Source organism: Nonomuraea sp. NPDC054003 (genome assembly GCF_055585125.1).
Genome location: NZ_JBVJKR010000011.1, coordinates 190,963 through 216,703, shown reverse-complemented (window position 1 = coordinate 216,703; position 25,741 = coordinate 190,963). Strand labels below are relative to the sequence as shown.

27 protein-coding genes are annotated in these 25,741 nt (G+C 71.2%); 12 read left to right on the top strand and 15 right to left on the bottom strand.

The window, feature by feature from the left end; all coding sequences use genetic code 11:
• Positions 1-20: 20 nt before the first annotated feature.
• Both ACZ6YG_RS28515 and ACZ6YG_RS28510 read left to right on the top strand, forming a co-directional pair.
• Entirely contained in the window at positions 21-995 is a 975-nt protein-coding gene (locus ACZ6YG_RS28515; protein ID WP_466019674.1) for an NAD(P)/FAD-dependent oxidoreductase, read from the top strand.
• 17 nt (positions 996-1,012) lie between these two features.
• Positions 1,013-1,648: a class I SAM-dependent methyltransferase gene (locus ACZ6YG_RS28510; protein WP_466019673.1), complete on the top strand. Its 636-nt coding sequence runs from the start codon at positions 1,013-1,015 to the stop codon at positions 1,646-1,648.
• On the opposite strand, the gene ACZ6YG_RS28505 is transcribed toward ACZ6YG_RS28510, so the two are convergent.
• Both ACZ6YG_RS28505 and ACZ6YG_RS28500 read right to left on the bottom strand, forming a co-directional pair.
• A complete protein-coding gene (locus ACZ6YG_RS28505; protein ID WP_148036955.1) occupies positions 1,618-2,190 on the bottom strand; it encodes a dihydrofolate reductase family protein in 573 nt (190 codons plus the stop codon). The genes ACZ6YG_RS28510 and ACZ6YG_RS28505 overlap by 31 nt on opposite strands.
• 52 nt (positions 2,191-2,242) lie before the next feature.
• Positions 2,243-3,637, bottom strand: coding sequence for an NAD(P)H-quinone dehydrogenase (locus tag ACZ6YG_RS28500; RefSeq protein WP_148036954.1), 1,395 nt, complete (start codon positions 3,635-3,637; stop codon positions 2,243-2,245).
• A 71-nt stretch (positions 3,638-3,708) separates the two neighbouring features.
• Here ACZ6YG_RS28500 and ACZ6YG_RS28495 point away from each other — a divergent pair, with 71 nt between their 5' ends.
• The 8 genes from ACZ6YG_RS28495 (at position 3,709) to ACZ6YG_RS28460 (ending at position 12,537) form a co-directional block, all read left to right on the top strand.
• Positions 3,709-4,161, top strand: coding sequence for a gamma-glutamylcyclotransferase family protein (locus ACZ6YG_RS28495; protein WP_148036953.1), 453 nt, complete (start codon positions 3,709-3,711; stop codon positions 4,159-4,161).
• Positions 4,162-4,243: 82 nt separating this feature from the next.
• The gene (locus ACZ6YG_RS28490; RefSeq protein ID WP_397198534.1) at positions 4,244-5,548 is read left to right on the top strand and encodes a M20/M25/M40 family metallo-hydrolase; all 1,305 of its coding nucleotides are present in this window, start codon (positions 4,244-4,246) and stop codon (positions 5,546-5,548) included.
• A gap of 1 nt (position 5,549) precedes the next feature.
• Positions 5,550-6,353 (top strand): purine-nucleoside phosphorylase, encoded by an 804-nt coding sequence (locus ACZ6YG_RS28485; RefSeq protein WP_397198535.1) that lies wholly within the window; start codon positions 5,550-5,552, stop codon positions 6,351-6,353.
• Positions 6,350-7,984 (top strand): phospho-sugar mutase, encoded by a 1,635-nt coding sequence (locus ACZ6YG_RS28480; RefSeq protein WP_466019672.1) that lies wholly within the window; start codon positions 6,350-6,352, stop codon positions 7,982-7,984. Before ACZ6YG_RS28485 ends, ACZ6YG_RS28480 begins: the two co-directional genes overlap by 4 nt.
• A gap of 77 nt (positions 7,985-8,061) precedes the next feature.
• Complete coding sequence (locus ACZ6YG_RS28475; protein WP_466019671.1) at positions 8,062-9,459, top strand: ATP-binding protein; 1,398 nt, start codon at positions 8,062-8,064, stop codon at positions 9,457-9,459.
• A gap of 192 nt (positions 9,460-9,651) precedes the next feature.
• Positions 9,652-10,326, top strand: coding sequence for a TetR/AcrR family transcriptional regulator (locus ACZ6YG_RS28470; protein ID WP_148036950.1), 675 nt, complete (start codon positions 9,652-9,654; stop codon positions 10,324-10,326).
• Complete coding sequence (locus ACZ6YG_RS28465) at positions 10,319-11,809, top strand: AMP-binding protein (protein WP_466019670.1); 1,491 nt, start codon at positions 10,319-10,321, stop codon at positions 11,807-11,809. Before ACZ6YG_RS28470 ends, ACZ6YG_RS28465 begins: the two co-directional genes overlap by 8 nt.
• The gene (locus ACZ6YG_RS28460; protein ID WP_466019669.1) at positions 11,806-12,537 is read left to right on the top strand and encodes an enoyl-CoA hydratase/isomerase family protein; all 732 of its coding nucleotides are present in this window, start codon (positions 11,806-11,808) and stop codon (positions 12,535-12,537) included. The genes ACZ6YG_RS28465 and ACZ6YG_RS28460 overlap by 4 nt, the downstream gene beginning before the upstream one ends.
• Before the next feature lie 97 nt (positions 12,538-12,634).
• Here ACZ6YG_RS28460 and ACZ6YG_RS28455 read toward each other — a convergent pair whose 3' ends face one another.
• From ACZ6YG_RS28455 to ACZ6YG_RS28420, 8 genes are all read right to left on the bottom strand, one after another.
• Positions 12,635-13,123 carry a PIN-like domain-containing protein gene (locus tag ACZ6YG_RS28455; RefSeq protein WP_364225424.1) on the bottom strand — a complete coding sequence of 163 codons (489 nt, stop codon included), beginning with the start codon at positions 13,121-13,123 and terminating at the stop codon, positions 12,635-12,637.
• A complete protein-coding gene (locus tag ACZ6YG_RS28450) occupies positions 13,056-13,724 on the bottom strand; it encodes a DUF433 domain-containing protein (RefSeq protein ID WP_148036948.1) in 669 nt (222 codons plus the stop codon). Before ACZ6YG_RS28450 ends, ACZ6YG_RS28455 begins: the two co-directional genes overlap by 68 nt.
• Before the next feature lie 220 nt (positions 13,725-13,944).
• On the bottom strand, positions 13,945-14,790 hold the full coding sequence (locus tag ACZ6YG_RS28445; RefSeq protein WP_397198540.1) for a hypothetical protein: 846 nt from the start codon (positions 14,788-14,790) through the stop codon (positions 13,945-13,947).
• Between the two features lie 141 nt (positions 14,791-14,931).
• Positions 14,932-15,438, bottom strand: coding sequence for a hypothetical protein (locus tag ACZ6YG_RS28440; protein WP_397198541.1), 507 nt, complete (start codon positions 15,436-15,438; stop codon positions 14,932-14,934).
• A 397-nt stretch (positions 15,439-15,835) separates the two neighbouring features.
• Complete coding sequence (locus tag ACZ6YG_RS28435) at positions 15,836-16,447, bottom strand: hypothetical protein (protein ID WP_271278907.1); 612 nt, start codon at positions 16,445-16,447, stop codon at positions 15,836-15,838.
• A complete protein-coding gene (locus tag ACZ6YG_RS28430) occupies positions 16,444-17,517 on the bottom strand; it encodes an adenosine deaminase (protein WP_466019668.1) in 1,074 nt (357 codons plus the stop codon). Before ACZ6YG_RS28430 ends, ACZ6YG_RS28435 begins: the two co-directional genes overlap by 4 nt.
• A 16-nt stretch (positions 17,518-17,533) precedes the next feature.
• Positions 17,534-17,887 (bottom strand): cupin domain-containing protein, encoded by a 354-nt coding sequence (locus ACZ6YG_RS28425; RefSeq protein WP_148036943.1) that lies wholly within the window; start codon positions 17,885-17,887, stop codon positions 17,534-17,536.
• Positions 17,888-17,891: 4 nt separating this feature from the next.
• On the bottom strand, positions 17,892-18,467 hold the full coding sequence (locus tag ACZ6YG_RS28420; protein WP_466019667.1) for an AMIN-like domain-containing (lipo)protein: 576 nt from the start codon (positions 18,465-18,467) through the stop codon (positions 17,892-17,894).
• 166 nt (positions 18,468-18,633) lie between these two features.
• Here ACZ6YG_RS28420 and ACZ6YG_RS28415 point away from each other — a divergent pair, with 166 nt between their 5' ends.
• On the top strand, positions 18,634-19,023 hold the full coding sequence (locus ACZ6YG_RS28415; RefSeq protein ID WP_148036941.1) for a MarR family winged helix-turn-helix transcriptional regulator: 390 nt from the start codon (positions 18,634-18,636) through the stop codon (positions 19,021-19,023).
• A 32-nt stretch (positions 19,024-19,055) separates the two neighbouring features.
• On the top strand, positions 19,056-20,054 hold the full coding sequence (locus ACZ6YG_RS28410) for a hypothetical protein (RefSeq protein WP_466019666.1): 999 nt from the start codon (positions 19,056-19,058) through the stop codon (positions 20,052-20,054).
• A gap of 44 nt (positions 20,055-20,098) precedes the next feature.
• Here ACZ6YG_RS28410 and ACZ6YG_RS28405 read toward each other — a convergent pair whose 3' ends face one another.
• Genes ACZ6YG_RS28405 through ACZ6YG_RS28385 form a run of 5 tightly spaced genes read right to left on the bottom strand, consistent with a single transcriptional unit; the run spans position 20,099 to position 25,707 of the window.
• Complete coding sequence (locus ACZ6YG_RS28405) at positions 20,099-21,373, bottom strand: thymidine phosphorylase (protein WP_466019665.1); 1,275 nt, start codon at positions 21,371-21,373, stop codon at positions 20,099-20,101.
• Positions 21,373-21,768, bottom strand: coding sequence for a cytidine deaminase (locus ACZ6YG_RS28400; RefSeq protein ID WP_148036938.1), 396 nt, complete (start codon positions 21,766-21,768; stop codon positions 21,373-21,375). The genes ACZ6YG_RS28405 and ACZ6YG_RS28400 overlap by 1 nt, the downstream gene beginning before the upstream one ends.
• Positions 21,765-23,027, bottom strand: coding sequence for an ABC transporter permease (locus ACZ6YG_RS28395; RefSeq protein ID WP_466019664.1), 1,263 nt, complete (start codon positions 23,025-23,027; stop codon positions 21,765-21,767). The genes ACZ6YG_RS28400 and ACZ6YG_RS28395 overlap by 4 nt, the downstream gene beginning before the upstream one ends.
• Positions 23,024-24,163, bottom strand: coding sequence for an ABC transporter permease (locus tag ACZ6YG_RS28390; protein WP_466019663.1), 1,140 nt, complete (start codon positions 24,161-24,163; stop codon positions 23,024-23,026). Before ACZ6YG_RS28390 ends, ACZ6YG_RS28395 begins: the two co-directional genes overlap by 4 nt.
• Entirely contained in the window at positions 24,163-25,707 is a 1,545-nt protein-coding gene (locus ACZ6YG_RS28385) for an ABC transporter ATP-binding protein (protein ID WP_148036935.1), read from the bottom strand. Before ACZ6YG_RS28385 ends, ACZ6YG_RS28390 begins: the two co-directional genes overlap by 1 nt.
• Positions 25,708-25,741 lie beyond the last annotated feature (34 nt).

Here is a 25,741-nt window from a genome sequence, read left to right as displayed (position 1 = left end):
TGTGCGCGGAGGTGGTCACGATGACCGAGCAGCTGAACGACAGCTATGACGTGGTGGTGGTCGGCGGCGGCGCCGCGGGGCTCAACGGGGCGCTGATGCTGGCGCGGGCCCGGCGGACGGTGCTGGTGGTCGACGCGGGCAGCCCGCGCAACGCCCCGGCCGAAGGCGTGCACGGGCTGCTGGCCCGGGACGGCATGCCGCCGGGTGAGCTGCTGGAGCGCGGCCGGGCGGAGGTACGCCACTACGGCGGCCAGGTGGTGACCGGCGAGGTCGAGGCCGCGGTCCGCGACGACGACGGGTTCGGGGTGACGCTGACCGACGGCCGGACGTTCCGGGCGCGCCGCCTGCTGGTCACCACCGGGCTGGTGGACGAACTGCCCGACGTGGCGGGGCTGCGGGCCAGATGGGGCCGGGATGTCGTGCACTGCCCGTACTGCCACGGCTGGGAGGTCCGCGACCGGGCCATCGGCGTGCTGGCGAGCGGGCCGATGTCCGTGCACCAGGCGCTGCTGTTCCGGCAGTGGAGCGACGACGTCACGTACTTCGCGCACACCATGCCCGCCCCCACAGGCGAGGACGCGGAGCGCCTGGCCGCGCGCGGCATCAGGGTGGTGGAGGGCGAGGTCGCGTCCCTGGAGGTCGTCGAGGACCGCCTGGTGGGAGTACGGCTGAGCGACCGCACCCTGGTGAGCCTTGAGGTCCTGGCGGTGGCGTCCCGCATGGAGGCGCGGGCTGGTTTCCTGGCCACGCTCGGGCTGCGGCCCGTCGAGCACCCGGGCGGCGCCGGTGAACACATCCCCGCCGACGCGACCGGCCGCACCGAGGTGCCGGGGGTCTGGGTCGCGGGCAACGTCACCGACCTGGTCGCCCAGGTCGGCACCGCGGCGGCGGCGGGCGCCGGCGCGGCGGCCCAGATCAACGCCGACCTCGTCGCCGAGGAGACCCGCGAGGCGGTGGCCGCCCACCGCGAGCTGACCTCGGCCGGATCCCGCTGACACCGAAAGGAACGACTGTGTCCGAAACCTTCGACAAGGCGTACTGGGACGAGCACTACGACGCTCACGCCCCGGCCGGGGCCGGTCGGCCCAACCCCTACCTGCTGGCGGCGGCCCGGGACCTCACGCCCGGCACGGCCCTGGACGCCGGCTGCGGCGAGGGAGCCGAGGCCATCTGGCTCGCCGCCCACGGCTGGCAGGTGACGGCGGTGGACATCGCCGACACCGCCCTGCACCGGGCGCGCGAGCACGCCGCGGCCGCCGGCGTCACGACCGGGATCGACTGGATCCAGGCCGACCTGACCACGTGGACGCCCGCCGAAGAGCGCTTCGACCTCGTCTGCTCCCACTACGTGCACCCGGCGGCGGCACCCGGCGACCTGTTCCGGCGGCTGGCGGCAGCGGTCGCGCCCGGCGGCACGCTGCTCCTCGTCGGCCACCACCCGTCGGACCACCACACCGCCACCACCCCTGAGGCCCACGTCGAGATCGGAGAGCTCGCCGCCGTCCTCGACCCCGGCCGATGGGACATCGCCGTCGCCGGGGACCGGTCCCGCGTCATGTCCCACGGCGGCCGCGAGATCCCTCTCCACGACACCGTCCTCCAGGCCCGCAGGCGCGGTCAGGCGGCGGGCGGGCGCCTCGGACGGTAGTGCAGGGAGACGATGCCCGAGGCGTAGGGCCTGGCCTCGGTCAGTTCCAGGTCCAGCCGGTTCAGGTCGTCGGGGAAGAGCTTGCGGCCCTCGCCGACGGCGACGGGGATCACGCGGAGCTGGAGCTCGTCGAGCAGGCCGGCGCGGATCAGCGAGCGGGCGAGAGACAGGCTGCCCCAGAGCATCATGTCCCCGCCCGGCTGCCGCTTGAGCGCGGCGACCTCCTCGGCCGCGTCGCCGCGCACCACCCGCGCCGCCTCCCAGTCACCCCACGGCGCCTCGTCCAGGGTGGCGGAGAAGACCACCTTGGGCAGGGTGTTCACCGTCTTGGCGACCGTCTCGTCGGCGGTGGGCCAGTATTGGACGAACATCCGGTACGTCTCCGCCCCCAGCAGGACGGTGTCCACGTCCGCCAGGATCCGGAGGTTGTCCTGGTCCACCTGGCTGTAGTCGGTCACGGACTCGAAGAAGCCGAGGTCCCCGTCGGGCCCGGCCACGTAGCCGTCGACCGAGACGAGCTCTTGGATGATGAGTTTGCGCACGTTTGATCAGACCACACCAGCCGACCGAAATCATCGGCCGGGCGGAGGAGAGTCAGATGTCGAGGGAGGTCTCGGGCTGCATGAGGCGGCGGGCGGCCTCGGTGATGGAGCCGGACAGCGACGGGTAGACCGCGAACGTGTGGGCGAGCTGGTCGACGGTGAGCCGCTGCTGCACCGCCACCGACACCGCCAGGATCAGCTCCGACGCCCGCGGCGCCACCACCACGCCGCCGAGCACGATCTGCGTGTTGGGGCGGCAGAACAACTTGACGAAGCCGTCGTTGAAGCCCTGCATCTTGGCCCGCGCGTTGGTGGCCAGCGGCAGCTTGACCACCTTGGCCTCGATCTCGCCCGCCTCGATGGCCCGCTGCGCCACGCCGACGGCGGCGATCTCCGGATCGGTGAAGATGTTGGACGCGACGGTGGCCAGCCGCAGCGGCTGCACGGCCTCGCCGAGGGCGTGCCAGACGGCGATGCGGCCCTGCATGGCGGCGACGGACGCGAGCATGAGCACGCCGGTGCAGTCGCCGGCCGCGTAGACGCCGGGCGCGGACGTGCGCGAGACCTTGTCGACCTTGATGAACCCGTGGTCGTCGAGCTGGACCCCGGCCTCCTCCAGGCCGATGCCGGAGGTGTTGGGGATCATGCCGACCGTCATCAGCGCGTGGGAGCCCTCGGCGGTGCGGCCGTCCTCCAGGGTCACGACCACGCCGTCGGCGGTGCGTTTGACGGAGGCGGCGCGGCTGCGGCCCATGACGTTCATGCCGCGGCGGCGGTAGACCTCTTCGAGCACCTCGGCGCCGTCGGCGTCCTCGTTGGGCATCATGCGGTCGCGGCTGGAGACCAGCGTGACCTCGGCGCCCAGCGAGCGGTAGGCGCCGGCGAACTCGGCGCCGGTGACGCCGGAGCCGATCACGATGAGGTGCTCGGGCAGCTTGTCGAGGTCGTAGAGCTGCCGCCAGGTGAGGATGCGCTCGCCGTCGGGCTCGGCGCCGGGCAGGATGCGGGGGGTCGCGCCGGTGGCCACCAGCACCACGTCGGCCCGGATCGTGCGGTCGCCGGCCTTGACCACCTGCGGGTCGACCAGCCGGCCCTGCCCCTTGATGATCTCCACGCCCTCGGCCTCGACCCGGGCCCCGATGTCGGCGGACTGGGCCTGGGCCAGCTCCTTGACCCGCTTGTTGACGAGGGGCAGGTCGACATGCGCCACGCCGACCTCGCCGTCGAGCCCGCCGTCGAAGCCGACGCCCAGCGACGGCGCGTCGAGCAGCGCCTGCTTGCGGACCGAGGTGGTGATCAGCGTCTTGGACGGCACGCAGTCGGTCAGCACGCACGCCCCGCCGGGACCGTCGCGCTCGATCATCGTGGTCTGCGCGCCTAGCTGGGCGGCCACCAGCGCCGCCTCGTAGCCGCCGGGTCCGCCACCGATGATCACGATCCTCGTCACGTACCTATTGTCCCGCATCCTCTGAGCTGCTGACGAACGGGGCGGCCACGGTCACGCTACTCTTGCATGCTGTGCCTGTTTACGCCGCCTACGGCAGCAACATGGACCCGGAGCAGATGGCCATGCGGGCCCCTCACTCTCCCGTGCGGGGCGTGGGCTGGCTGCCCGGCTGGCGCCTGACCTTCGGCGGGGAGACCCTGGGCTGGGAGGGCGCGCTCGCCACCATCGTGGAAGACCCGACGGATCACGTCTTCGTCGCCCTCTACGACGTGCCGGAGTTCGACGAGCAGTCCCTCGACCAGTGGGAGGGCGCGGCCCGCGGCCTCTACCACAAGGTCCGCCTGCGGGTGCAGACGCTCGACGGCGAGGTGGTGGCCTGGTTCTACGTCCTCGACGGCTACGAGGGCGGCCTGCCCTCGGCCCGCTATCTCGGCATCCTGGCCGACGCCGCCGAGCGCGCCGGCGCCCCCGACGACTACGTCAAGGAGCTGCGCGGACGCCCCTGCAAGTCACTCGGCGACTGACCCGGCGCATACCCCGACCCGCCCGGGTAGTGCAGACTCTCATCCAGGTCGTACCGGCCCGTTCAACCCTGGAGAAGAGATCATGACCCCTGCCGAACTCGAAGTCGCCGACCTGTGCGTGGAGCTGATCCGGGTCGACAGCAGCAACTACGGCGACGGCAGCGGCCCGGGCGAGCGGGCCGCCGCCGAGGTCGTCATGGCCAGGCTCGCGGAGGTCGGCATCGAGGCCACCTACCTGGAGAGCGCGCCCGGCAGGGGCAACGTGATCACCCGCGTCGAGGGCACGGACCCGTCGCTGCCCGCCCTGCTCGTGCACGGCCACCTGGACGTGGTCCCGGCCAACGCCGCCGACTGGACGGTCGACCCGTTCTCCGGCGAGGTGCGCGACGGCTACATCTGGGGCCGCGGCGCGGTCGACATGAAGGACATGGACGCCATGATGCTGGCCGTGCTGCGCCAGCTCACCCGCGACGGCCGCAGGCCCCGCCGCGACCTGGTGTTCGCCTGGCTGGCCGACGAGGAGGCCGGCGGCACCTTCGGCGCCAAGTACCTCACCAAGCACCACCCCGGCCTGTTCGAGGGCGTGACGGAGGCGATCAGCGAGGTCGGCGGCTACTCGCTGGAGGTCGACCCGTCGCTGCGGCTCTACCTCATCGAGACGGCCCAGAAGGGGCTGGCCTGGATGAAGCTGGTGGCCGACGGCACCGCCGGCCACGGCTCCATGCTCAACTCCGACAACGCCGTCACCGAGGTCGCCAAGGCGGTGGCCAGGATCGGCTCGCACGACTGGCCGCTCGCCTACACCCCGACCGTGCGCCGCTTCCTCGCCGAGATCGCCGACGCGTACGCGCTGCCGTTCGACGAGGACGACCCGTCGGTGCTGCTCGACCGGCTCGGCCCGCTGGTGCGGTTCGTCGGCGCCACGCTCCGCCACACCGCCAACCCGACCCAGCTCGACGCCGGCTACAAGTCCAACGTCATCCCCGGCCAGGCCAGCGCCGTCATCGACGGCCGTTTCCTGCCGGGCTTCGAGGACGACTTCTTCAAGACGATCGACTCGCTGATCGGGCCGAAGGTGCGCCGCGAGTTCGTGCACCACGACATCGCGCTGGAGACGACGTTCGACGGCGCCCTGGTCGAGTCGATGATCGCGGCGCTGAAGGCCGAGGACCCCGCCGCGCGCGCGATCCCGTACTGCATGTCAGGCGGCACCGACAACAAGACGTTCTTCGCCGACCTCGACATCCGCGGGTTCGGGTTCGTGCCGCTGCGGCTGCCGGCCGGCATGGACTTCGCCTCGATGTTCCACGGCGTCGACGAGCGGGTGCCGGTGGACGCCCTCCAGTTCGGCGTGCGGGTGCTGGAGCGCCTCCTCCTAGACTACTGACGTGAGCACCGACCCCTATTCCCTCGCCGGCGAGGCGGCCGCCGCTCTGAAGGCGGCCGCCGGTCTCGACACCTTCGACGTGGCCCTCGTGATGGGGTCGGGCTGGGTCCCGGCCGCCGACGCGATCGGGCAGGTGGTGGCCGAGGTCCCGTTCACCGACCTGCCCGGGTTCGCCGCCCCCGCCGTGGCGGGCCACGGCGGCCGCATCCGCGTCGTCCGCACCGACGCCGGCCGCCACGCGCTGATCTTCCTCGGGCGCAGTCACCTGTACGAGGGGCGCGGCGTCGACTCGGTGGTCCACGGCGTCCGCACCGCCGCGGCCGCCGGGATCCGCACGATCGTGCTGACCAACGCGGCCGGCGGGCTGCGGCCCGAGACGCAGCAGGTCGGCGACCCGGTGCTGATCAGCGACCACATCAACCTGACCGGCGCCAACCCGATCACCGGCACCACGTTCCTCGACCTGACCGAGGTCTACTCCAAGCGGCTGCGCGACCTCGTACGGGAGATCGACCCGAGCCTGTCCGAGGGCGTCTACGTCGCCTTCCGCGGCCCCACCTACGAGACGCCCGCCGAGATCCGGATGCTGCGCACGCTCGGCGGCGACCTGATCGGCATGTCCACCGTGCTGGAGGCCATCGCGGCCCGCGAGTCCGGGCTGGACGTGCTGGGCGTGTCGCTGGTCACCAACCCGGGCGCGGGCCTGGCGGGCGACCCGCTCGACCACGAGGAGGTGCTCCAGGTCGGGCGCGCCACCGCCGCCCGCATGGGGGTGCTGCTCGCGAAGGTGGTCGACCGGCTTTGACCTCTGTCGTGAGCGTGGAGGAGCGCGCCCGCGCCTGGCTGGCGCAGGACCCCGACCCCGACACCCGCGCCGAGCTGGCCGCGATGCTGGAGCGCGGCGACGCCGAGGGGCTGCGCGACCGGTTCGGGGCCAAGCTGGAGTTCGGCACCGCCGGGCTCCGCGGTGAGCTGGGCGCCGGGCCCAACCGGATGAACCGCGTCACCGTCATGCGCGCCGCGGCCGGGCTGGCCCGGGTGCTCGGCCCCGGCCGGCACGTGGTGATCGGTTACGACGCCCGCCACAAGTCCGACGTGTTCGCCCGTGACACGGCCGCCGTGCTGGAGGGCGCCGGGCTGCGCGCCTCCGTGCTGCCGCGCCCGCTGCCGACCCCGGTGCTCGCCTTCGCGGTCCGCCGTCTGGGCGCCGACGCGGGCGTGACGGTCACGGCCAGCCACAACCCGCCCCGCGACAACGGCTACAAGGTCTACTGGGGCGACGGCTCGCAGATCGTGCCGCCGATCGACGCCGAGATCTCGGCCGCGATCGACGCCGTGGAGTCCGTCTCCGAGCTGCCGCTCGGCGGCCCGGGGACCCTTCTGGACGATTCCATCGTCGACGCCTACATCGAGGCCGTCACCGCGCTGCCGCTGGGCGACGCCCGTGACCTGCGGGTCGCCTACACGCCGCTGCACGGCGTCGGCGCGGCCACGCTCGCGCGAGCCTTCGAGGCCGCCGGGTTCGAGCCTCCGCTGCCCGTGGAGGAGCAGCGCGAGCCCGACCCCGACTTCCCGACCGTGGCCTTCCCCAACCCGGAGGAGCCGGGCGCGATGGACCTCGCCGTCGCCCTGGCCGCCAAGACCGGCGCCGACCTGGTGCTGGCCAACGACCCCGACGCCGACCGGTGCGCGGTGGGCGTCCCGCTGCCCGGCGGCGGCTGCCGCATGCTCACCGGCGACGAGGTGGGCGGCCTGCTCGCCGAGCACGTCATCACCCACACCTCGGGCGAGCGCATGGTGGCCACCACGATCGTGTCCTCGACGCTGCTCGGCAAGATCGCCGGCGCCCACGGCGTCGGTTACGGCGAGACCCTGACCGGCTTCAAGTGGATCATCAAGGCCGGCCCCGGCCTGGTCTTCGGCTACGAGGAAGCCATCGGCTACAGCGTCGGCGGCGCCGCGGGGCTGCCGGTGCACGACAAGGACGGCATCGGCGCCGCCCTCACCGTGGCGGCCATCGCCGCCGGCGCCAAGCGCGCCGGCCGCACGCTGCTGGACCTCCTCGACGACCAGGCCCGCCGCTACGGCCTGCACGCCACGGCCCAGCTGTCCTTCCGGGTGAGCGACCTGGCCCTCATCACGGAGGCCATGACCCGCCTCCGCGCCACCCCGCCGGCCCGGCTCGGCGGCCGCGAGGTGACCCGGATCGACGACCTGAGCCGCGGCGACGGCGGCCTCCCCCCGACGGACGGCCTGCGCTTCCTGCTGTCGGGCGACGCCCGCGTGGTGGTCCGGCCCTCCGGCACCGAGCCCAAGCTCAAGTGCTACCTGGAGGTGGTCGTCCCGGTCACGGACGAGGTCACGCCCGCCCGCGCCCGCGCCTCCCAGGACCTGGAAACCCTGAAAGCCGACCTGACCACCGTCCTGCGGCTCTGACGGGCATCTAGGATAGGACCAAATTTGGACCCTCCACTTTTGGTGGGTCCAAATTTGGTTCTACCAGGAGGTGCAGCGTGTTCATCGGGCGTAGCCGCGAGCTGGCGGCGCTAGGGCGTTTCTTCACCAGGGTGGGCACCGGTGATCGGCCGGGGCGCGCCGTCCTCATGCGGGGTCGCCGCCGGGTCGGCAAGTCGCGGCTGGCGGAGGAGTTCATCCATCGGTCCGGTGTGCCGTCCGTCTTCTACACCGCGGCCACGGAGCCGATCAGCGAGCAGCTCGCGAGCTTCAGTGCCTCCGTCGCCACATCCGACTTGCCGGGGGCGGCGCTCTTCGGCGAGATGGTCCCTACGTCCTGGGACAGCGCGCTGAGACTCCTGGCGCAGGCGGTGCCCCAGGACTCGCCAAGCATCGTCGTCATCGACGAGCTGCCGTACATGATCGCTCAGGACCCGCATCTGGAGGGCAGACTGCAGCGGCTCTTCGACCGCGAGTTCTCCCGGCGGCCGATGCTGCTCATCCTGATCGGCTCCGATCTTTCTGTCATGGAGGCGATCAACCAGTACGACCGCCCCTTCTACATGAGGGCGTCGGACATGGTGATCCATCCGTTGACTCCGGCGGACGTGGCCGAGCGGCTTCGACTGCCGCCGGCCGAGGCCATCGACGCCTATCTCGTGACCGGCGGACTGCCGATGATCCTCGACGAGTGGCCCACGGGTGCCTCTCTCTGGGAGTACCTCGACGGCGCCATCCCCGACCCCATGTCGGCGCTCACGGTGAGCGGCGTGCGCGCCATGGCAGCGGAGTTCCCGCCTGAAGCGCAGGCCACGATGCTGCTCAAGGCCGTCGGGCCGGGGCAGCGCACGTTCTCGTCCGTCCTGCGGGCCACAGGCGGCATGCCGGCGACTTCAGCGAAGCGCGGCATGCAGATCCTGCTGGACAAGCGCATGGTGACTGCCGAGCTGCCCCTGTCCACGAAGCCCTCCAGAGAGACCCGCTACCACATCGCGGACACTCACCTCCGGTTCTGGCTGTCCTTCGTCGAGCCCGGACTGACCGAGATCGACCGGGGCCGCGGCGACCTGGCCCTGAAGCGCATCGAACGCTCATGGACCGCCTGGCGGGGGATGGCCGTGGAGCCCGTCGTCCGGGAGTCGCTGCGGCGCATGGACGACCTGCCCGAGGAGACGGGCGCCGTGGGCGGTTACTGGACGCGGACCAATGACCCGGAGATCGATCTGGTCGGCGCCGACCGGGAGCCGGTGGCCAAGCGGGTCACCCTGCTCGGGTCGATCAAGTGGCTGGAGAACCGGCCGTTCGACCACCACGACCTGACTGAACTGATCGTGCACCGGTCGAAGATGCCCGGCGCCGACGCCGACACACCGCTGTACGCGGTCTCCCGGGCGGGGTGCACCGTGGACGGGGTCCGGCACGTCACACCGGAAGAGCTCATCGAGGCGTGGCGCTGAGCCTGGACTTTGGTCTCATCCGTGAGACCGAACTCGGCGCGAGGTCTCACGGTTTCACTTGGTGAGACCAATCTTTTCGTTGGTCTCATCCGTGAGACCAAACCGCAGGCACCCGCGCTGCCACTCTAGGCAATACGGCTTTTGTCCTTTATCGTGCGGAATATCGGATCAACCGAACGTTCGGTAGGCGACATGACCCCCCTCTCCACCTACCTCACCGACCGCCACGCCGACGCCGGCCTGCGCATCAGGACGGCGGCGGTGCTGCTGTTCGCCCGCCAGGGGTACGCGGCCACGACCATCCGCGACCTCGCCCGTACCGTCGGCATGACGAACGCCGGCATCTACCACCACGTCACCAGCAAGGAAGCCCTCCTCGCCGACCTGCTCATATCCGGGCACCGCGGGCTCATCGAGGCCGCGGAGCAGGTGCTCGACGGGGTGAAGGACGCCGCCGAGCGCTTGGCCCTGCTGATCAGCTCGCTCACCGCCATCCACGCGCTGAACCCGATGACCACCCGCGTCATGGACGGCGAGCTGCGCGCCCTCACCCCCGGCTCCGCAGCCCTGGCCGAGGTCATCGCGCTGCGCGACGCGTACGAGGATCTCTGGCGGGGGGCGGTTGCCGACGGGGTCGGCGCGGGCGTCTTCCACGTCGCCGACCAGAAGCTGACCCGGCTCGCGCTCATGACCATGTGCACCGGCACCAGCGAGTGGTACCGCCCGGACGGCGACTCGACGCTGGAGCAGGTGTGCGCGGAGTTCGTGGCCATCGGGCTGGCGGCCGTCCGCGCCCCGGCCCGCCCGCTGCCGATCGCCGACTTCTCCCTGTTGCCCGAACTGCCCTGGGAGCCGCCCCGTGACTGAACCGTACCGAACGATCCCCGAGCTGGTCCGCCACGCCGCGCAGCGGTACGGCGGGCGCGAGTTCCTGCGTTTCCCCGAGGCGTCTCTGAGCTTCGCCGAGGCGGACGCCGAGTCCGACCGGCTGGCCGGGGCGCTGGCCGCGAAGGGCGTCCGCCCGGGCGACCGGGTGGCGATCATGATGGAGAACGTCCCCGGCTGGCCGCTCAGCTGGCTGGCCGTGCTCAAGGCGGGGGCGATCACCGTGCCGGTCAACGTCCGCTACCGGGCCGCCGACCTGGAGCACGTGCTGCGCGACTCGGGCGCGGTGGTGACGCTGACGACGCCGGAGCACGTCCCGCACATCCCCGGTCCCGCGTACCCTCTGGACGCCCTGGCCGGCCCGGCCGTCCCGCCCGACATCTCGCCGGACGCGGACGATATCGCGAATTTTCAGTACACCTCGGGGACCACCGGCTTCCCCAAGGCCTGCCTGCTCACCCACGACTACTGGATCCGCTGCGCCCGCATCGTCGCCGACCACGTACGGCTCCGCGACGACGACGTCATGATCATCGCGCAGGCGTACTCCTACATGGACCCGCAGTGGACCACGCTGATGTGCCTGATCGGCGGCATCCCACACGTGGTGCTCCCCCGCTTCTCCGCCTCCGGCTTCTGGCCCGCCGTCCGCGAGCACGGCGCGACGCTCACGTACGTGCTCGGCACGATGCCGCTGCTCCTGCACAAGCAGCCGCCGCACCCGCTCGACCGGGAGAACCGCATGCGCCTGGTCCTGTGCTCCGGCATCGCCCCGAACCTGCACCGCACGTTCGAGGAGCGGTGGGGCGCGCCCTGGCGGGAGCTGTACGGGTCCACCGAGAGCGGCCCCGACCTGCTCGCCGCCGTGGACGCCGCCGACACGGTGGGCACCGGCGCCATGGGCCTGCCCCCGGACGGCAAGGAGGTCAAGATCGACGAGAGTACGGGCGAGATCCTGGTCCGCGGCACGCCGATGATGAAGGGCTACTGGAACCACCCGGAGGCCACCGCCGAGGCCCTCCGCGGCGGCTGGTACCACACCGGCGACCTGGGCTTCCAGGACGAGCACGGCTACATCCACCACTCCGGCCGGCTGAAGGACATGGTGCGCAGGGGCGGCGAGAACATCTCCTGCGCCGAGGTCGAGCGCGTGCTCGGCGAGCACCCCGCCGTCCTGAACACCGCCGTCGTGCCCGTGCCCGACGACCTGTGGGGCGAGCTGCCCAAGGCGTTCGTCCAGCTCAGGCCGGACCATCCGGCCTCCAGGGAGACGGCCGTGAGCCTGGCCGAGCACGCGCGGGAACGCCTGGCCCGCTTCAAGGTCCCCGCGTTCGTGGAGTTCGTGGACGGCTTCCGGCTCACCCCGTCCGCCCGCGTCGAGAAGCGCCACCTGCTCCGCCCCGACCAGCGTGCCGGAGCGTTCGCCATCGAAGCCGCCGAAGCCGCCGAAGAGGAGAGATCATGATTGACATCACGGTCCGCGACGAGGTCGCCGTCATCACCCTGAACCGCCCCGAGAAGCTCAACGCCCTCACCGCCGGCATGCGCCGGGACCTCGCGGCGGCCGTACGCGCCCACGGCGACGGCTCGGCCCGGGGCATCGTGGTGACGGGCACCGGGCGGGCGTTCTCGTCCGGCGAGGACATCAACCAGGCCGTCGACCGGTCACTGCTGGACGAGGTCGAACTGTTCCACGACCTGACCAGGGCCGTCCTGGAGACCCGGGTGCCCGTGGTGGCCGCGGTCAACGGCCTGGCCGTGGGCGGCGCCGCCGAGTGGACGCTCTGCTTCGACGCCCGCGTCGGCACCCCCGGCGCCGAGTACTTCTGGCCGGAGAACCACATCGGCCTGTCGGTCTCCAACGCGTCGAGCCTGCTGCTGAGCCGCCTCGTCGGCGGCGGGCGGGCGCTCCGGCTGGTGCTGGACTCGTCCCGGATCAGCGCGGAGGAGGCGCAGCGGCTCGGCATCCTCGACGAGATCGTCGCCCCCGACGCCCTCCTGGACACCGCCATCGGCCTCGTCCACCGCTGGACCCTCCCCGGCACGGCCACCGGAGTCCACCTCCGCCTCCTGCGCCCGTCCCTGGAGGAGGTGGAGCGCGCCTTCGCGGCGGAGACGGAGGCGGCCAAGGAGGTCGAAGGCTCCGGCATCGCCAAGGCCGGCATGGACCGCTTCGTCAACCGCGACCGCTGACCTCAACAGAACCACGTCCCCGCTGCACATGGCCCGTAAGAGGCTCTCTTGGCCGCCTCCCCGGGCCATCGTGCGCAACAGCATGGTTCGCCATGCCTCACGTGTCGCGGCTCCTACCTCGCTTCTTACGAGCTGCCGGCGCGGTGTACGGCTCCGCGCCGCGCGTGGTGAGTCGCCATACACCGGCCCCTCTCTGACTGGCAGCGCTGCACATCGACGGCAAACACGCTGCTATCAGCTCGACGCGCTCATCGATTTTCGACTCCGCCGGCATCAAGAAGACCGACACACCGGCCTTGAGATACGCCTCGTACTCGTGCGGACGCTCGAATATCCGGAAATCCGTCGCGAGCACAGTCCAGCCTCGCTGACCTACCTTCGGCAGCCAGTCATCATCATCGGCCCCCAGCGCCTGATCCCTCGACCCGTACAACTCCGCAGGACTGTGAACGCGATAGCCGAGTCCGGTGAGCAGCCTGCGGATGGTTCGGCTGACACTGTTCTCGTCGAGGTAGAACTCAGGCGGCGTGGCCCACGAAGATGCGGGCGGCGGTTCGGACGTCCTCAACGGTGACTCCGAGCTCATCGGCTATCACCTCGAAGTCCTCCCCGGCCCTGACCATCGCGGCGACATCCGACACTCGGGTACGAGACTCCTCGAAAATAGGTTGCCCGAAAGATCTCAGCGGATCGACGACGATCTTCGAAGGCGCCCAGTGCCGCAGACGGAGCATCGCAGGGTAGCCGTCTTCCGCTCGCACGATGTACTGCAGATAGTCGGTCACGATCTCGCGGATCACCCGCTGCCCCGTGGTGCCCTCGATCAGCCCTTCCCCTTCCGGCGAAGTCTTCGAAAAGTCCCAGAGAACGTCGATGCCGTCCGTGGCCAGCTCCGGGGCGACGAGAACGTACTGCCCGAACTCTCGCTGGAGCCGCTCCAGCGCAGGACGGATCTTGCGTGGCTTCACTCCTGCGGCCCGCAGCGCATCCAGGACGTATGCCTCTGCCATGGCCACGAAGGGAACGGTGGCCATGCGATGCTCGATCGGCTGCGGAAGAACGTGCAGCAGGGGACGGCCTCTTTCGTAGCCGCGCGCCCAGTGGTTGAACGTCTGCTGGGGGATGCCGAGGAAGCGGGCGGCGTCGCTCTGGTTGAGCAGACCGGTCCGAGTCCTGATGTCGTCCATGCCGCGCACCTCCTCTTTTGCTCGCAGTCATCTTCTCTCACCGACTCGGTGGGCGCACAAGGGCCCGCCGGTTGAACTCGTTCAGGGCCGCAACATTAGCCGCACTTTCGAGGGCACCGATGGCGATTGTGGTTATCCAGTGCGCGCACGGCATCACTTTCCGTAGGGAACACGAAGGCACCGGCGCCCTCCTGGACACCGCCACAGCTCCTGAAACTGGCTATCGCACCGGCTTCAGCGCCGCCTGGAGATGCACGACGCCCTCGCCGTACTTGTCGTCCAGCCGTTGCTGCAGTTCCTCGTCGGCCACCCAGACGCCCACGACCACCTGCTCCTTCATGATGTCGACGGAGGTCGAGGTGAAGCGCTGACCAAGATCGTCGCCGATGAACTCCTGGATCTGCCGGAGCGTTTCCTCGCTGCGCTGGGCCTGGCTGACGCAGAGTGCGCCGCCCCAGCTCTCCCGGACCCACGCCTCCCGGCCGGTCAGGTCGCCCGTGAACTTCACGTTCAGCACCAGCTTGGCCGGGTCGTTGGCGTACTTCTCCGACCACTCCCGCTTACTGCCGTCGTAGCCGGGGATCGAGTCCAGATAGCTCTGGTCGAGCCACACCCCGCCCACGGCTTCCTCGTTATCCAGCCGCTGCTTAGTCACCTGGAGCGCTTCCCGGGTGGCCTTGGCGGGATCGGCCGGCCGCCAGCCACCCTCCGGGACGGGGCACGGGCTGTCCAGGCTGTGCTCCTCCGATGCGCGCTCGACCGCCGCCCCTGGTGGTTCGGTCAGGGTCAGCCGGGAGCCGTCCCAGGTGCCGACCACCCGATACCAGCCCCACTTCGTACCCCGGACGCTCTCGTGCCGCACCTTGGACCAGTCCCAGCCGACGATGTCCGGCCCGCCGCACTGGGGTGGCAGCGACGTGGCCATCTCAGCGCACAGCTGCGGCCCGTGCTCGGGGCTCTCCAGGACGGAGACGGCGTCGGCCGCGTACGTGACCGGATTGTCGGCCGCCACCCCCGTGCCGCAGGCGGCCAGCACGAAGAGGGCGGGAAAGGCGACGAAGCGCATGACCTTCAGACGCGCGAGTACGCCGCGAGGTTCGAACGGTACGGTTGTCGGCTAAATCGGTGGTGGCGCCAGGTCACCTGGCTCCCCGTCTGGGCTGTGCCGAAGATCGAGCGTCTCGCGAGGCGGCAAGCCACGTGGCCATCAGCGGGACTCAAGCGTCTCCCGGAGAATCCGCACGGCCTTCGGCCCGACCCCGTGCAGCGCGTTGAGTTCCGAGTCCGAAAGCCCGGCGACCTGGTCGAGCGTGGTGATGCCGACGTTCGCCAGCGCCCGGGTGGCCGGCCGCCCGATCGCCTTGGGCAGGTCACCGACCTCGCCCGCGCCGGCCTTGTCGGCAGTGGACGCACGGGCCGCGACCTCCGGCGGCGCGCACGCGAGCCAGGCACGCCGCACCCAGTAGTTGAGAGCCTGTCCGTTGATGTCTTTGACAGGCAGGCGCACGAAGTCACCCGTCCGCTCGGCCGTCGCGTGCTGGGACACCATGTCCTCAGCCTCGGCTCCCGGCAACCGAAGGCACACGCGGGCATCCGCATCCAGCAAGGCGAACTCCTTGCCGTCCACGGCGAACACCGGCGCGCCGTCGACAGCACTTTCGACCACGTCAGAGTTGGAAAGCGCAGCCTTGCGGAACTGGGAGACCGTTGTCACCCCTCCACCTTGGCACACCGGGCGCCGCGGAAAGCTGCCCGAAAGCCGGCTGCGCTGCTCACCCGCCAGGCCGTGTCTCCCGGGCTGTTGGCAGGTCGCAAAGACCTTCCGTGGTGGCAGCCGAGGGCTCCTGACGGGAGTTGACCCGGAGTTCGAATCAGCTGGGTTCCTGGGCAATCGGGCAGGGACCGGGGTGCGCGAGGGGGCGGTAGCTCCCTCGCCCGGGGGTGCGGGGGCCTGCCCCCGCACAGCACAGCCCGAGCCGCGTCGCGCGAAGCGCGTCCGACCGCGAGGACGATGCCGTTGTACGCCGGGGCCCGCCCGCCACAGCACACCACGAGAAGGATGCCGTTGAACGCGGGAACCACCCACCACAACGCGCCCCCGGGAAGGGCACTCAGGGCACGAGCACGGCGGCGACGATCAACCCCACCGCCACGACGAAAGCCACGATCGAGTCGTACGCCCAGGTCACGCGGACCTGCCCCACCTCGTCCTTGCGGAGTCTCGCCTGCTCGGCCCGGGAGGTGATCTGCTCCCCCACCCAGTCGGCGTGGGTCTTGCCCGCCATCGCCTCGGCCGCCGCCTGCTCGCCCTTGGTGAGCACGGGCTCGGTCTGGTAGCGGCCGTGACGGACCGGGGCGGCGCCGCGGCGCACGGCCTTGGCGCGTTCGCGGGCCGAGGTCATCGGGGTCCACAGGCGCAGCAGTTGCGAGCCGGAGTGGGAGACGTTGATCGAGTGGGACACGGTGACGTCCTCGACCGAGGCCCACGGCACGAACGTGGACCGCAGCGGGGTGCGGCCCACGAGGCCGGGCTCGGTGAGGACGGTGGCCGGGCGGATGGCGACGACGTAGACGACGGCGGTGAGCACGCCCAGCACGGCGAGCGCGACCATGGACGGCTTGCCGCTGTAGCGGAGGGTCAGGTCGATGACGTTGGCCGCGACGAACGCCACCCAGATCCAGCCGAAGACGAAGGCGGTCTTGGAACGGAAGACCTGTTTCACGGCTGCCACTTGAGTTGCGCGAATCCGGGCTTGATGACGCCGTTGATCAGCGCGAGGCGTTCGTCGAACGGCAGGAAGGCCGACTTCATCGCGTTGACCGTGAACCACTGCAGGTCGTCCCAGCCGTAGTCGAACGCCTCGATCAGCTTGGCGAACTCCTGCGACACGGTGGTGGAGCTCATCAGCCGGTTGTCGGTGTTGACCGTGACCCGGAAGTGGAGGCGGCGCAGCAGCCCGATCGGGTGGTCGGCGATGGACGCGGCGGCGCCGGTCTGCAGGTTGGAGGTGGGGCACATCTCCAGCGGGATGCGCTTGTCGCGCACGTACGCGGCCAGCCGGCCGAGCTTGGCGGTGCCGTCGCCGGAGACGGAGATGTCGTCGATGATGCGCACGCCGTGGCCGAGCCGGTCGGCGCCGCACCACTGGATGGCCTGCCAGATGGACGGCAGGCCGAAGGCCTCGCCGGCGTGGATGGTGAAGTGGGCGTTCTCCCGCTGGAGGTACTCGAACGCGTCGAGGTGGCGGGTGGGAGGGTAGCCCGCCTCGGCGCCGGCGATGTCGAAGCCGACGACGCCGACGTCGCGGTAGCGTACGGACAGCTCGGCGATCTCCATCGAGCGGGCCTGGTGGCGCATGGCGGTGAGGAGCGTGCCGACGCGGATGCCGCGCCCTTCGGACCCCTGGCGGAAGCCCTCCAGGACGGCCTGCACCACCTCGTCGAGGCTCAGCCCGTTGGTGGTGTGCTGCTCGGGGGCGAAGCGCACCTCGGCGTAGACGACGCCGTCGGCGGCCAGGTCCTCGGCGCACTCGGCGGCGACGCGGGCGAGCGACTCGGGGGCCTGCATGACGCCGACGGTGTGCTGGAACGTCTCCAGGTAGCGCTCCAGCGAGCCGGAGTCGGACGCCTCCTCGAACCACTGGCGCAGGTTGTCCGGGTCGGTGGTGGGCAGCCGGTCGTAGCCGGTGTCGCGGGCCAGGTCCACGATGGTCTCGGCGCGGAGACCACCGTCGAGATGGTCGTGCAGCAACACCTTGGGCGCGCGCCGGATCTCGTCAATCGTGGGGCTCATCCGCCCATGATACGAGTCACTCGTCGCGGTTGGCCGAATCAGGGCTGAAGGCGGGCAGGCACACCGCGACGTACTCGGCGCCTTCGTCGCCCACCCGGTAGCGGACCTTCTCGCCGGGCTCGGTCACGACGGTCTGACCGGCGGACACCTCGGTGGTGCCGCCGGCGTGCTCGACCAGGACGGTGCCGCGCAGCACGAGCGTGTATTCGGTGAAGGCCGGGGCCTGGGCGGGCTCGTCCCAGCCGGGCGGGGCGACCATGTGGGCGATGGAGATCGCCTCGTCGCCGCTGTTGACGCGGCCCACGTGCTCGTCGATGAGCTTGCCGCCCGGCACCGGGATGCGTGAAGGTCCTTCGATCTTTCTCACCACCTGGTCAGTGTGCCACGTCGACCACCAGTCTGGGCGGGGCGGCGAGCTCGGTGACCTTGAAACCCGTGACGCCGGGCGCCAGCAGGGCGATGCCGACGACGCCTTCGAAGTCGCCGGTCTTGGCGATGCCGGTGATGCCCCCGGACGCGGGCACGGTGGTGCCGTTCCAGGTGGGGGTGCCGTCCTCGGTGTGGGCGTTGGCGGGCACGAGCCGGATGTGCAGGGCGCGGCCGCCCTTCAGGTCGATCGGCCGGCCCGAGCCCTCCTCGTGCGACTCGCGGACCCAGCGCACGGTGTAGCCGGGGACGCCGCCCTGGAAGTCGACGACCACCCGGTCGAACGAGGGATGCCGGCCGAACCGCACCCCGGTGACCAGGGCGGGTTCGGCGTCGTTCCGCTCGACCCGGACGGGGGCGGTGGCGGTGGGGCCGGGGACGGGCGTGGCCGTGTGCGGCTCGGTGGCGGGCCCGGGGGACGCGGCGCTCTCCGCCGGGGTGTCCGCGGGAGGCGCCGTGCCGCAGGAGATCAGGACCGCGCCACACGCGAGGAACGCGACGGCGGCCCGTACGAACGGGGTCATGTGCACTGGATGCCCGGCGACCGCGCGTCCGATGCGCCGGCGACCTGATCGGCATCGGGGGACGCCCGGGAACCGCCGGGCACGATAGGTTCGGCGGTTTCGCGACCCTCCCGCCTGGATGCGCGTGCATCTAACCATGATCTTTACGGCGTGGTAACCTCCGCGCATGGACGAGCGGTTCGTGGTCGACACCTGGCATGACGTCCTCTCCAAACACGCCAGGGCCATGTGCGCGCTGGAGCGCGAGCTGGGCGACAAGCACGGGCTGGGGCCCAGCGAGTTCGAGGTGCTCGACCGGATGGTCAGCCATGACAGGAAGCTGCGCATCCAGGAGCTCTGCGACGAGGTCCACCTGAGCCAGAGCGCGCTCTCGCGGGTGGTGGCCCGCCTGGAGAAGGCCGCGCTCGTGTCGCGCGGCGTGTGCGACTCCGACCGGCGGGGCGTGTTCGTGCGCATCACGGAGGAGGGCCGGGCCCGTCACGCGGCGGCGCTCCCCACCCAGCGCGCCGTCCTGGCCGAGATCTTCGACGACGCCGCCACGCCACTGAGCACCTGACTCCGGCTGTCAATCGTCGCTACTCTACGGCGATGCTCCTCATTCACGGATCATTGACGCTCGCGGTGGCCGCCGCGCTCACCGTGGCCCCGGCCACGACGGCGCACGAAGCGACCAGGACCGCGGACCAGGTCTTGCGGGTCTACACCAACAACATCGAGAACCTGGTGAGGAACAACGCCGACGGCTCCTGCACCCGGATCTCGGGCCCCGACCACCTCACCTCGATGCTGGTCGACGACAACGGCAGGACGGGCACGTCCGGCGTGCGGGCTCCCGATCTCCTGATCGTGCAGCAGGTGCGCGGCACCGGCCAGGCCACGGCCTACGCCGACCAGCTCTCGGCCAAGTTCGGCTATCCGGCGGGCACCTACAGGGCGATCGTGGCCTGGGACGACCCCGAGCAGTGGGGCGGCTCCCACCACTGCAGCCAGCAGTCGCTGGGGGACCTGAAGAAGCGCCAGACCAACGGGATCATCTACAACACCAGGACGCTGGGCCTGGCCGAGACCTCCAAATACTGGAGCGCGGGCTGGCTCAAACCCGGCACGTCCTACTCCGGCGGGGCCGGGTGCACGCTCTACAAGCCGCCGAGCAACGACGACGCCGCCGCCAACAAGCACAAGTGGAAGCGCACCAGCGCCATCGCCGCGAGGTTCACGATCAAGGGGACGGGGACGTCGGTCTTCGCCGCCTCCATGCACCTGCCGGAGCAGAACGGCAAGAACGCCTGCGCGGGGCCCGGCGACCCGGGCATCGCGAACTCCGGCATCAAGGTCGGCGCGGACGCCACGAGGCTGATGAACGCCTCGGCCGTCCGCGTGATCGGGATCGACGCGAACCGCACCGGCATCGCCCGCACCACCCTCGGCGGCTTCGGCATGACCGGCTACGGGGCGAAGGCCACCATGGGCACCAGGAAGATCGACCACCTGTTCGTCAAGGGCGCCGTGCGGCCGTCACCCGTCGACCACACGGTGAACAGCACGAAGTCCAACCACCTGGCCCTGTACGCGTTCATCACGGTCTGAACCCACCCGAGCCCTGGACGGCGACGCGGCGGATCACCCGGCCGTCACGCGGTGACGCGGCCGATCACGAGGGGCAGTTGCTCCCCCGCGGTCTCGCCCACCTCGTAACCGCCGTCCAGGGCCGCCAGCGCCCGCTCGAACCGCGCCGCCTCGTCGGCGTGCAGCGTCATCAGCGGCTGCCCCCGGCGCACCGGATCGCCGGGCTTGGCGTGCAGGGTGATGCCCGCGCCCGCCGACACCGGGTCCTCCTTGCGCGCCCGGCCCGCGCCGAGCCGCCAGGCCGCCAGGCCCACCGCGTAGGCGTCGAGCCGGGCCAGCACCCCGGACGCCGGCGCCTCGACGGTCATCGTCTCGCCCGCCCGGGGCAGCGGCGCGTCCGGATCGCCGCCCTGGGCCGCGATCATGCGCCGCCAGGCGTCCATCGCCGACCCGTCGCCCAGCGCGTCGGCGGGGTCCTTGCCGGAGATCCCGGCCGCCTCCAGCATCTCCCGCGCGAGCCGTACGGTCAGCTCCACCACGTCGGAAGGCCCGCCGCCCGCGAGGACCTCGACCGACTCCTCGACCTCCAGGGCGTTGCCCACGGCCCGGCCCAGCGGCCGGTCCATGGCGGTGAGCAGCGCGACCGTGCGCACGCCCGCGTCGGTGCCGAGCGCCACCATGGTCTCGGCCAGCTCGCGGGCGCGTTCCGGGGTCTTCATGAACGCCCCGGAGCCGACCTTCACGTCGAGCACCAGCGCGCCCGTGCCTTCGGCGATCTTCTTGGACATGATCGACGAGGCGATGAGCGGGATGGACTCGACGGTGCCGGTGACGTCGCGGAGCGCGTACAGCTTCTTGTCCGCGGGCGCGAGCCCGGACCCGGCGGCGCAGACCACCGCGCCCGCCTCGCGGAGCACGCCGAGCATCTCGTCATTGGACAGCGAGGCCCGCCAGCCGGGGATCGACTCCAGCTTGTCGAGCGTGCCCCCGGTGTGGCCGAGGCCGCGCCCGGAGAGCTGCGGCACGTAGGCCCCGCAGGCGGCGACCAGCGGCGCCAGCGGCAGCGTGATCTTGTCGCCGACGCCGCCGGTGGAGTGCTTGTCGGCGGTCGGCCGGTCGAGCGCCGACCAGTCCATGCGCTCGCCGGAGCGGATCATCGCCTCGGTCCAGCCGGCGATCTCGCGCCGGTTCATGCCGTTGAGCAGGATCGCCATGGCCAGCGCGGCCATCTGCTCGTCGGCGACCGCGCCCCGGGTGTAGGCGTCGATCACCCAGTCGATCTGGGCGGCCGTCAGCTCGCCGCCGTCGCGCTTGGCGACGATGACCTCGATGGCGTCCATCACGCCATCCGGGACAGGTCGTCGGGGCCGAAGGCGTACGGCAGGATCTCGGCCATCCGCTTGGGCCCGTCGACGGTCTCGACCAGCAGGTCGGCGCCGCCGAACTCCCACAGCAGCTGACGGCAGCGCCCGCACGGCATGAGCAGCTCACCGTGGCCGTCGACGCAGGTGAAGGCCACCAGCCGGCCGCCGCCGGACGCCTGCAGCGCGGACACCAGCCCGCACTCGGCGCACAGCCCCACGCCGTAGGACGCGTTCTCCACGTTGCAGCCGGTCACCACGCGCCCGTCGTCGACCAGCGCGGCGGCGCCGACCGGGAACTTCGAGTATGGAGCGTAGGCGTGGTGCATGGCCTCCGCGGCCTCGGCGCGCAGTGACTCCCAGTCGATGCTCAATGCTGTTCCCCCCGTCGGTAGCGTACGCCGTCGGCCTTGGGCATCCGCAGCCGCTGCGACGCGACGAGGAGCACCAGCAGCGTGAGCACGTGCGGCGTGATGAAGACGAACTCGTTCGGCAGCCGGTCGACGGTCAGCCAGAGCCAGAAGAGCACGGCCGCGCCCACGACGGCGGCCCCCATCGCCGTGTAGTCCTTGACGGTCAGCGCCGACAGCCCGTCCGCCCGGCGGGCCCTGACGCCGAGGTAGATCAGCAGCAGGATCGCGCCCAGGAGCAGGAAGGACGTGATCGCCCCCTGGCTGCGCAGCTGCAGGCCGTCGGCGTACCCGAAGAGCGCGGCGCCGGCCGCGAGCCCGCCGGGCCGCCAGTTACCGAAGATCATCGCGGCGAGGCCGATGAAGCCGCGCCCGGCCGTCTGCCCCTCGACGTACTTCGTGCTGACGAAGACCAGGAACACGCCGCCCAGCCCGGCGAACGCGCCGGAGATGACCACCGCGATGTACTTGATCCGGTAGACGTTCACGCCCAGCGACTCGGCCGCCCACGGGTTCTCGCCCGCGGAGCGCAGCCGCAGCCCGAAGGAGGTGTGCCAGAGCACGAAGAACGTCAGCGGCAGCATCAGCACGGCCAGGATGACCAGCACGTTCACGTTGTGCGTGAGCCCGCGCAGGATGCCCGCCACGTCGCCGATCAGGAACCACCTGGTGCTCTCCAGGCTGCCCAGCCAGTCGGGCCCGTCCGACAGCAACGGCAGGCTCAGCTCGGGCGCCGCGGACGACATCGCGGGCGAGGTGGTGATGCCCGCGCCCGCCTGGTTGGCGGGGCTGCCCTCCTTGTAGAGCACCTCGGACAGGAACCGGGTGACGCCGGGACCGAGCAGGTTGATCGCCACGCCGCTGATGATGTGGTCGACGCCGAAGGTGACGGTCGCGATGGCGTGGATGAGGCCGCCGATCGCGCCCGCGAGCAGCCCGGCGACGAGCGCCGCGTAGGGGCCCCACTGGTAGCCGGCCCAGCCGGCGAACCACGTGCCGAGCACCATCATGCCTTCGAGGCCGATGTTGACCACGCCCGCGCGCTCGGCCCACAGGCCGCCGAGCCCGGCCAGCCCGATCGGCACCGCCAGCATGAGCGCGGCCGCGAACGTGCCGGACGAGGTGATCTCGTTGGCTCCGGTGATCAGGCGGATCAGCGCCACGAGCAGGATCGCCGCGGCGACGCCGACGAGCGCCAGATGGTACTTGCGGGTCCTGGTCATGCTGCCACCTCAACGGGAGTGTTCCTGCCGAGCGCCTGGGCGGCCCGCCGTTCCTCGCGCCGCAGCGCGATCCTGCTGGTGATCTCGTTGGCGATGACCACGAGGAGGACGATGGTGCCCTGCATGATCGTGATGACCGAGGGCGGCACGTCCGCGAACTGCAGCGGCCCCTGCGCCCGGTCGAGGAAGCCGAACAGCAGCGCGGCCACCGCGATGCCCGCGGGCTTGTTGCGGCCCAGCAGGGCCACGGCGATGCCGAGGAAGCCGAGGCCCGGGGTGAAGTTGGAGCCGAACGCGTGCTCGTCGCCGAGGATCTCGGGCAGGCCGATCAGTCCAGCGACCGCCCCGGAGAGCACCATCGCGGAGATGACCATCCGCTTCGGGTCGACGCCGGAGGCGAGCGCGGCCGGCGCGTTGAGGCCGCTGGCCTTGACCTCGAAGCCGAACCTGGTGCGCTCCAGCACCAGCCAGATCCCGACGCCGAGCAGGATCGCCACGATCAGGAAGCCCCACAGGCCGTCGCCGCGCGGCGCGGGCAGGCCGAACATCTCCAGCAGCACGTTCACGTTGGGGAACCACGCCGACTCGGGCAGCACGGGTGTGCTCGTGGTGAGCTGGCCCTCCGCCCGCTCGCCGGCGAACGGGCCGCGGACGAGGAACGCGGCCAGGTTGATCGCGATGTAGTTCAGCATGATCGTGGAGATGACCTCGTTCACCCCCCGGGTCACCTTCATCACGGCCGGGATCAGCGCGTACAGGCCGCCGGCGACCGCCGCCACGATGATGATCACCGTGATCTGGATCGGCGCGGGCGCGACGAACGTCGAGCCGACGAAGGCGGCGCAGATGGCCGCGATGCGGTACTGGCCCTCGACGCCGATGTTGAAGAGGTTCATCCGGAAGCCGATGGCCACCGCCAGCCCGGCGATGAACAGCGTCACCGCCCGGTTGAGCATGTCGGCGATGCTGGTCGACACGGCCTTCTCGGTGGCGCCGAAGTTCAGGAAAGCGGCGAACGCGTCCGCCGGGCTGGCGCCCACGGCGACGATCGCCACACTGGAGATGCCGATGGCCAGCACGATGGCCGCGACGGCGCCGGCGACGGTGAGCAGCGCCCTGAAGAGCCCCGCGGGCATCACGCCTCCTCAGTGCCGGTGATGGCACCGGTCATGTATCCGCCCAGCCGCTCTGGCGTGACGCCGGACGGGTCGAGCCGGGCGGCGAGCCGCCCTCGGTAGATCACGTACAACGTGTCGGACAGGCCGATCAGCTCGTCGAGGTCCGCCGAGATCAGCAGTACGGCCAGCCCGGCCGCGCGGGCGTTGCGCAGGTGCTCCCAGATGGCGGCCTGCGCGCCCACGTCGACGCCTCTGGTCGGGTGGGCGGCGATGAGCACCTTCGGCTCGCCGCTCATCTCGCGGCCGACGATGAGCTTCTGCTGGTTGCCGCCCGACAGGGCCAGGGCCAGCGTGTCGACGCCGGGCGTGCGGACGTCGTACGCCTCGACGATGCGCTGGGTGTCGGCCCTGGACGCGCGCCGGTTGATCCAGAACCCGCGGCGGGCCGGGGGCCTGGTCTGGTGGCCGAGCACGCGGTTCTCCCAGAGGGACGCCTCCAGCAGCAGGCCCTGGCGGTGGCGGTCCTCGGGGATGTAGCCGATGCCCGCCTCGCGGCGGCGCAGCGTGGGCCAGGCGGAGATGTCCTCGGCGCCGAGCGTGAGCCCGCCGCGCGCCTGGCGGATGCCCATGATGGCCTCGATCAGCTCGGACTGGCCGTTGCCCTCGACGCCCGCGATGCCGACGATCTCGCCCTTGCGGATCTCGAACGACACCTCGTCCAGCAGGCGCCGCCCGCCCTGCGCCTCCAGGGTCAGGCCGGACACCTTGAGCATGACGGTGTCGGTCACCGTGGACTCGCGGGTCTCCGGGGTGGGCAGCTCGCTGCCGACCATGAGCTCGGCGAGCTGGCGGGCGGTGGTGCCCGCGGGGTCGACGCCGGCGACCGTGGTGCCGCGCCGGATCACGGTGATCGCGTCGGCGATGCTGAGCACCTCGTCGAGCTTGTGCGAGATGAAGATGACGGTGAGGCCGCCGGCCTTGAGCTCGCGCAGGTTGTCGAAGAGCTCGTCGACCTCCTGCGGCACGAGCACCGCGGTCGGCTCGTCCAGGATGAGGATCCGCGCGCCGCGGTAGAGGACCTTGAGGATCTCCACCCGCTGGCGGTCGCCGACGCCCAGGTCCTCCACGAGCCGGTCGGGGTCCACCCGCAGCCCGTGGCGCTCGGCCAGCTCGTTGATGCGGCGGCGGGCGCCGGCCTTGTCGAGCACGCCGGCCGTGCCGGGCTCGGCCCCCAGCACGATGTTCTCCAGCACCGTGAAGTTGTCGGCGAGCATGAAGTGCTGGTGGACCATGCCGATGCCGACGGCGATGGCGTCGCTGGGGGTGCGGAAGGCGACCTCTTCGCCGTTGACCCTGATCGTGCCCTCGTCCGGCTTCTGCATGCCGTAGAGGATCTTCATCAGCGTCGACTTGCCGGCGCCGTTCTCCCCCACGATCGCGTGCACCGTTCCGGCGTCGACGGTGAGGCTGACGTCGTGGTTGGCCACGACACCGGGGAAGCGCTTGGTGATGCCCTCCAGCTGTACGGCTGGTGGAACCGCGGCGACGGTCTCGGCGTTCATCGGCCGCTCATTCGATCTCTCCTTGGCAGATACA

What these genes read in the sequence shown, in the direction of transcription:
- ACZ6YG_RS28385 (WP_148036935.1), bottom strand. Translation starts at nt 25,707, where the DNA reads ATGAACGCCGAGACCGTCGCCGCGGTTCCACCAGCCGTACAGCTGGAG.
- ACZ6YG_RS28490 (WP_397198534.1), top strand. Translation starts at nt 4,244, where the DNA reads ATGACCCCTGCCGAACTCGAAGTCGCCGACCTGTGCGTGGAGCTGATC.
- ACZ6YG_RS28390 (WP_466019663.1), bottom strand. Translation starts at nt 24,163, where the DNA reads ATGCCCGCGGGGCTCTTCAGGGCGCTGCTCACCGTCGCCGGCGCCGTC.
- ACZ6YG_RS28430 (WP_466019668.1), bottom strand. Translation starts at nt 17,517, where the DNA reads ATGAGCCCCACGATTGACGAGATCCGGCGCGCGCCCAAGGTGTTGCTG.
- ACZ6YG_RS28445 (WP_397198540.1), bottom strand. Translation starts at nt 14,790, where the DNA reads ATGCGCTTCGTCGCCTTTCCCGCCCTCTTCGTGCTGGCCGCCTGCGGC.
- ACZ6YG_RS28405 (WP_466019665.1), bottom strand. Translation starts at nt 21,373, where the DNA reads ATGGACGCCATCGAGGTCATCGTCGCCAAGCGCGACGGCGGCGAGCTG.
- ACZ6YG_RS28460 (WP_466019669.1), top strand. Translation starts at nt 11,806, where the DNA reads ATGATTGACATCACGGTCCGCGACGAGGTCGCCGTCATCACCCTGAAC.
- ACZ6YG_RS28450 (WP_148036948.1), bottom strand. Translation starts at nt 13,724, where the DNA reads ATGGACGACATCAGGACTCGGACCGGTCTGCTCAACCAGAGCGACGCC.
- ACZ6YG_RS28515 (WP_466019674.1), top strand. Translation starts at nt 21, where the DNA reads ATGACCGAGCAGCTGAACGACAGCTATGACGTGGTGGTGGTCGGCGGC.
- ACZ6YG_RS28470 (WP_148036950.1), top strand. Translation starts at nt 9,652, where the DNA reads ATGACCCCCCTCTCCACCTACCTCACCGACCGCCACGCCGACGCCGGC.
- ACZ6YG_RS28415 (WP_148036941.1), top strand. Translation starts at nt 18,634, where the DNA reads ATGGACGAGCGGTTCGTGGTCGACACCTGGCATGACGTCCTCTCCAAA.
- ACZ6YG_RS28420 (WP_466019667.1), bottom strand. Translation starts at nt 18,467, where the DNA reads ATGACCCCGTTCGTACGGGCCGCCGTCGCGTTCCTCGCGTGTGGCGCG.
- ACZ6YG_RS28395 (WP_466019664.1), bottom strand. Translation starts at nt 23,027, where the DNA reads ATGACCAGGACCCGCAAGTACCATCTGGCGCTCGTCGGCGTCGCCGCG.
- ACZ6YG_RS28455 (WP_364225424.1), bottom strand. Translation starts at nt 13,123, where the DNA reads ATGAGCTCGGAGTCACCGTTGAGGACGTCCGAACCGCCGCCCGCATCT.
- ACZ6YG_RS28410 (WP_466019666.1), top strand. Translation starts at nt 19,056, where the DNA reads ATGCTCCTCATTCACGGATCATTGACGCTCGCGGTGGCCGCCGCGCTC.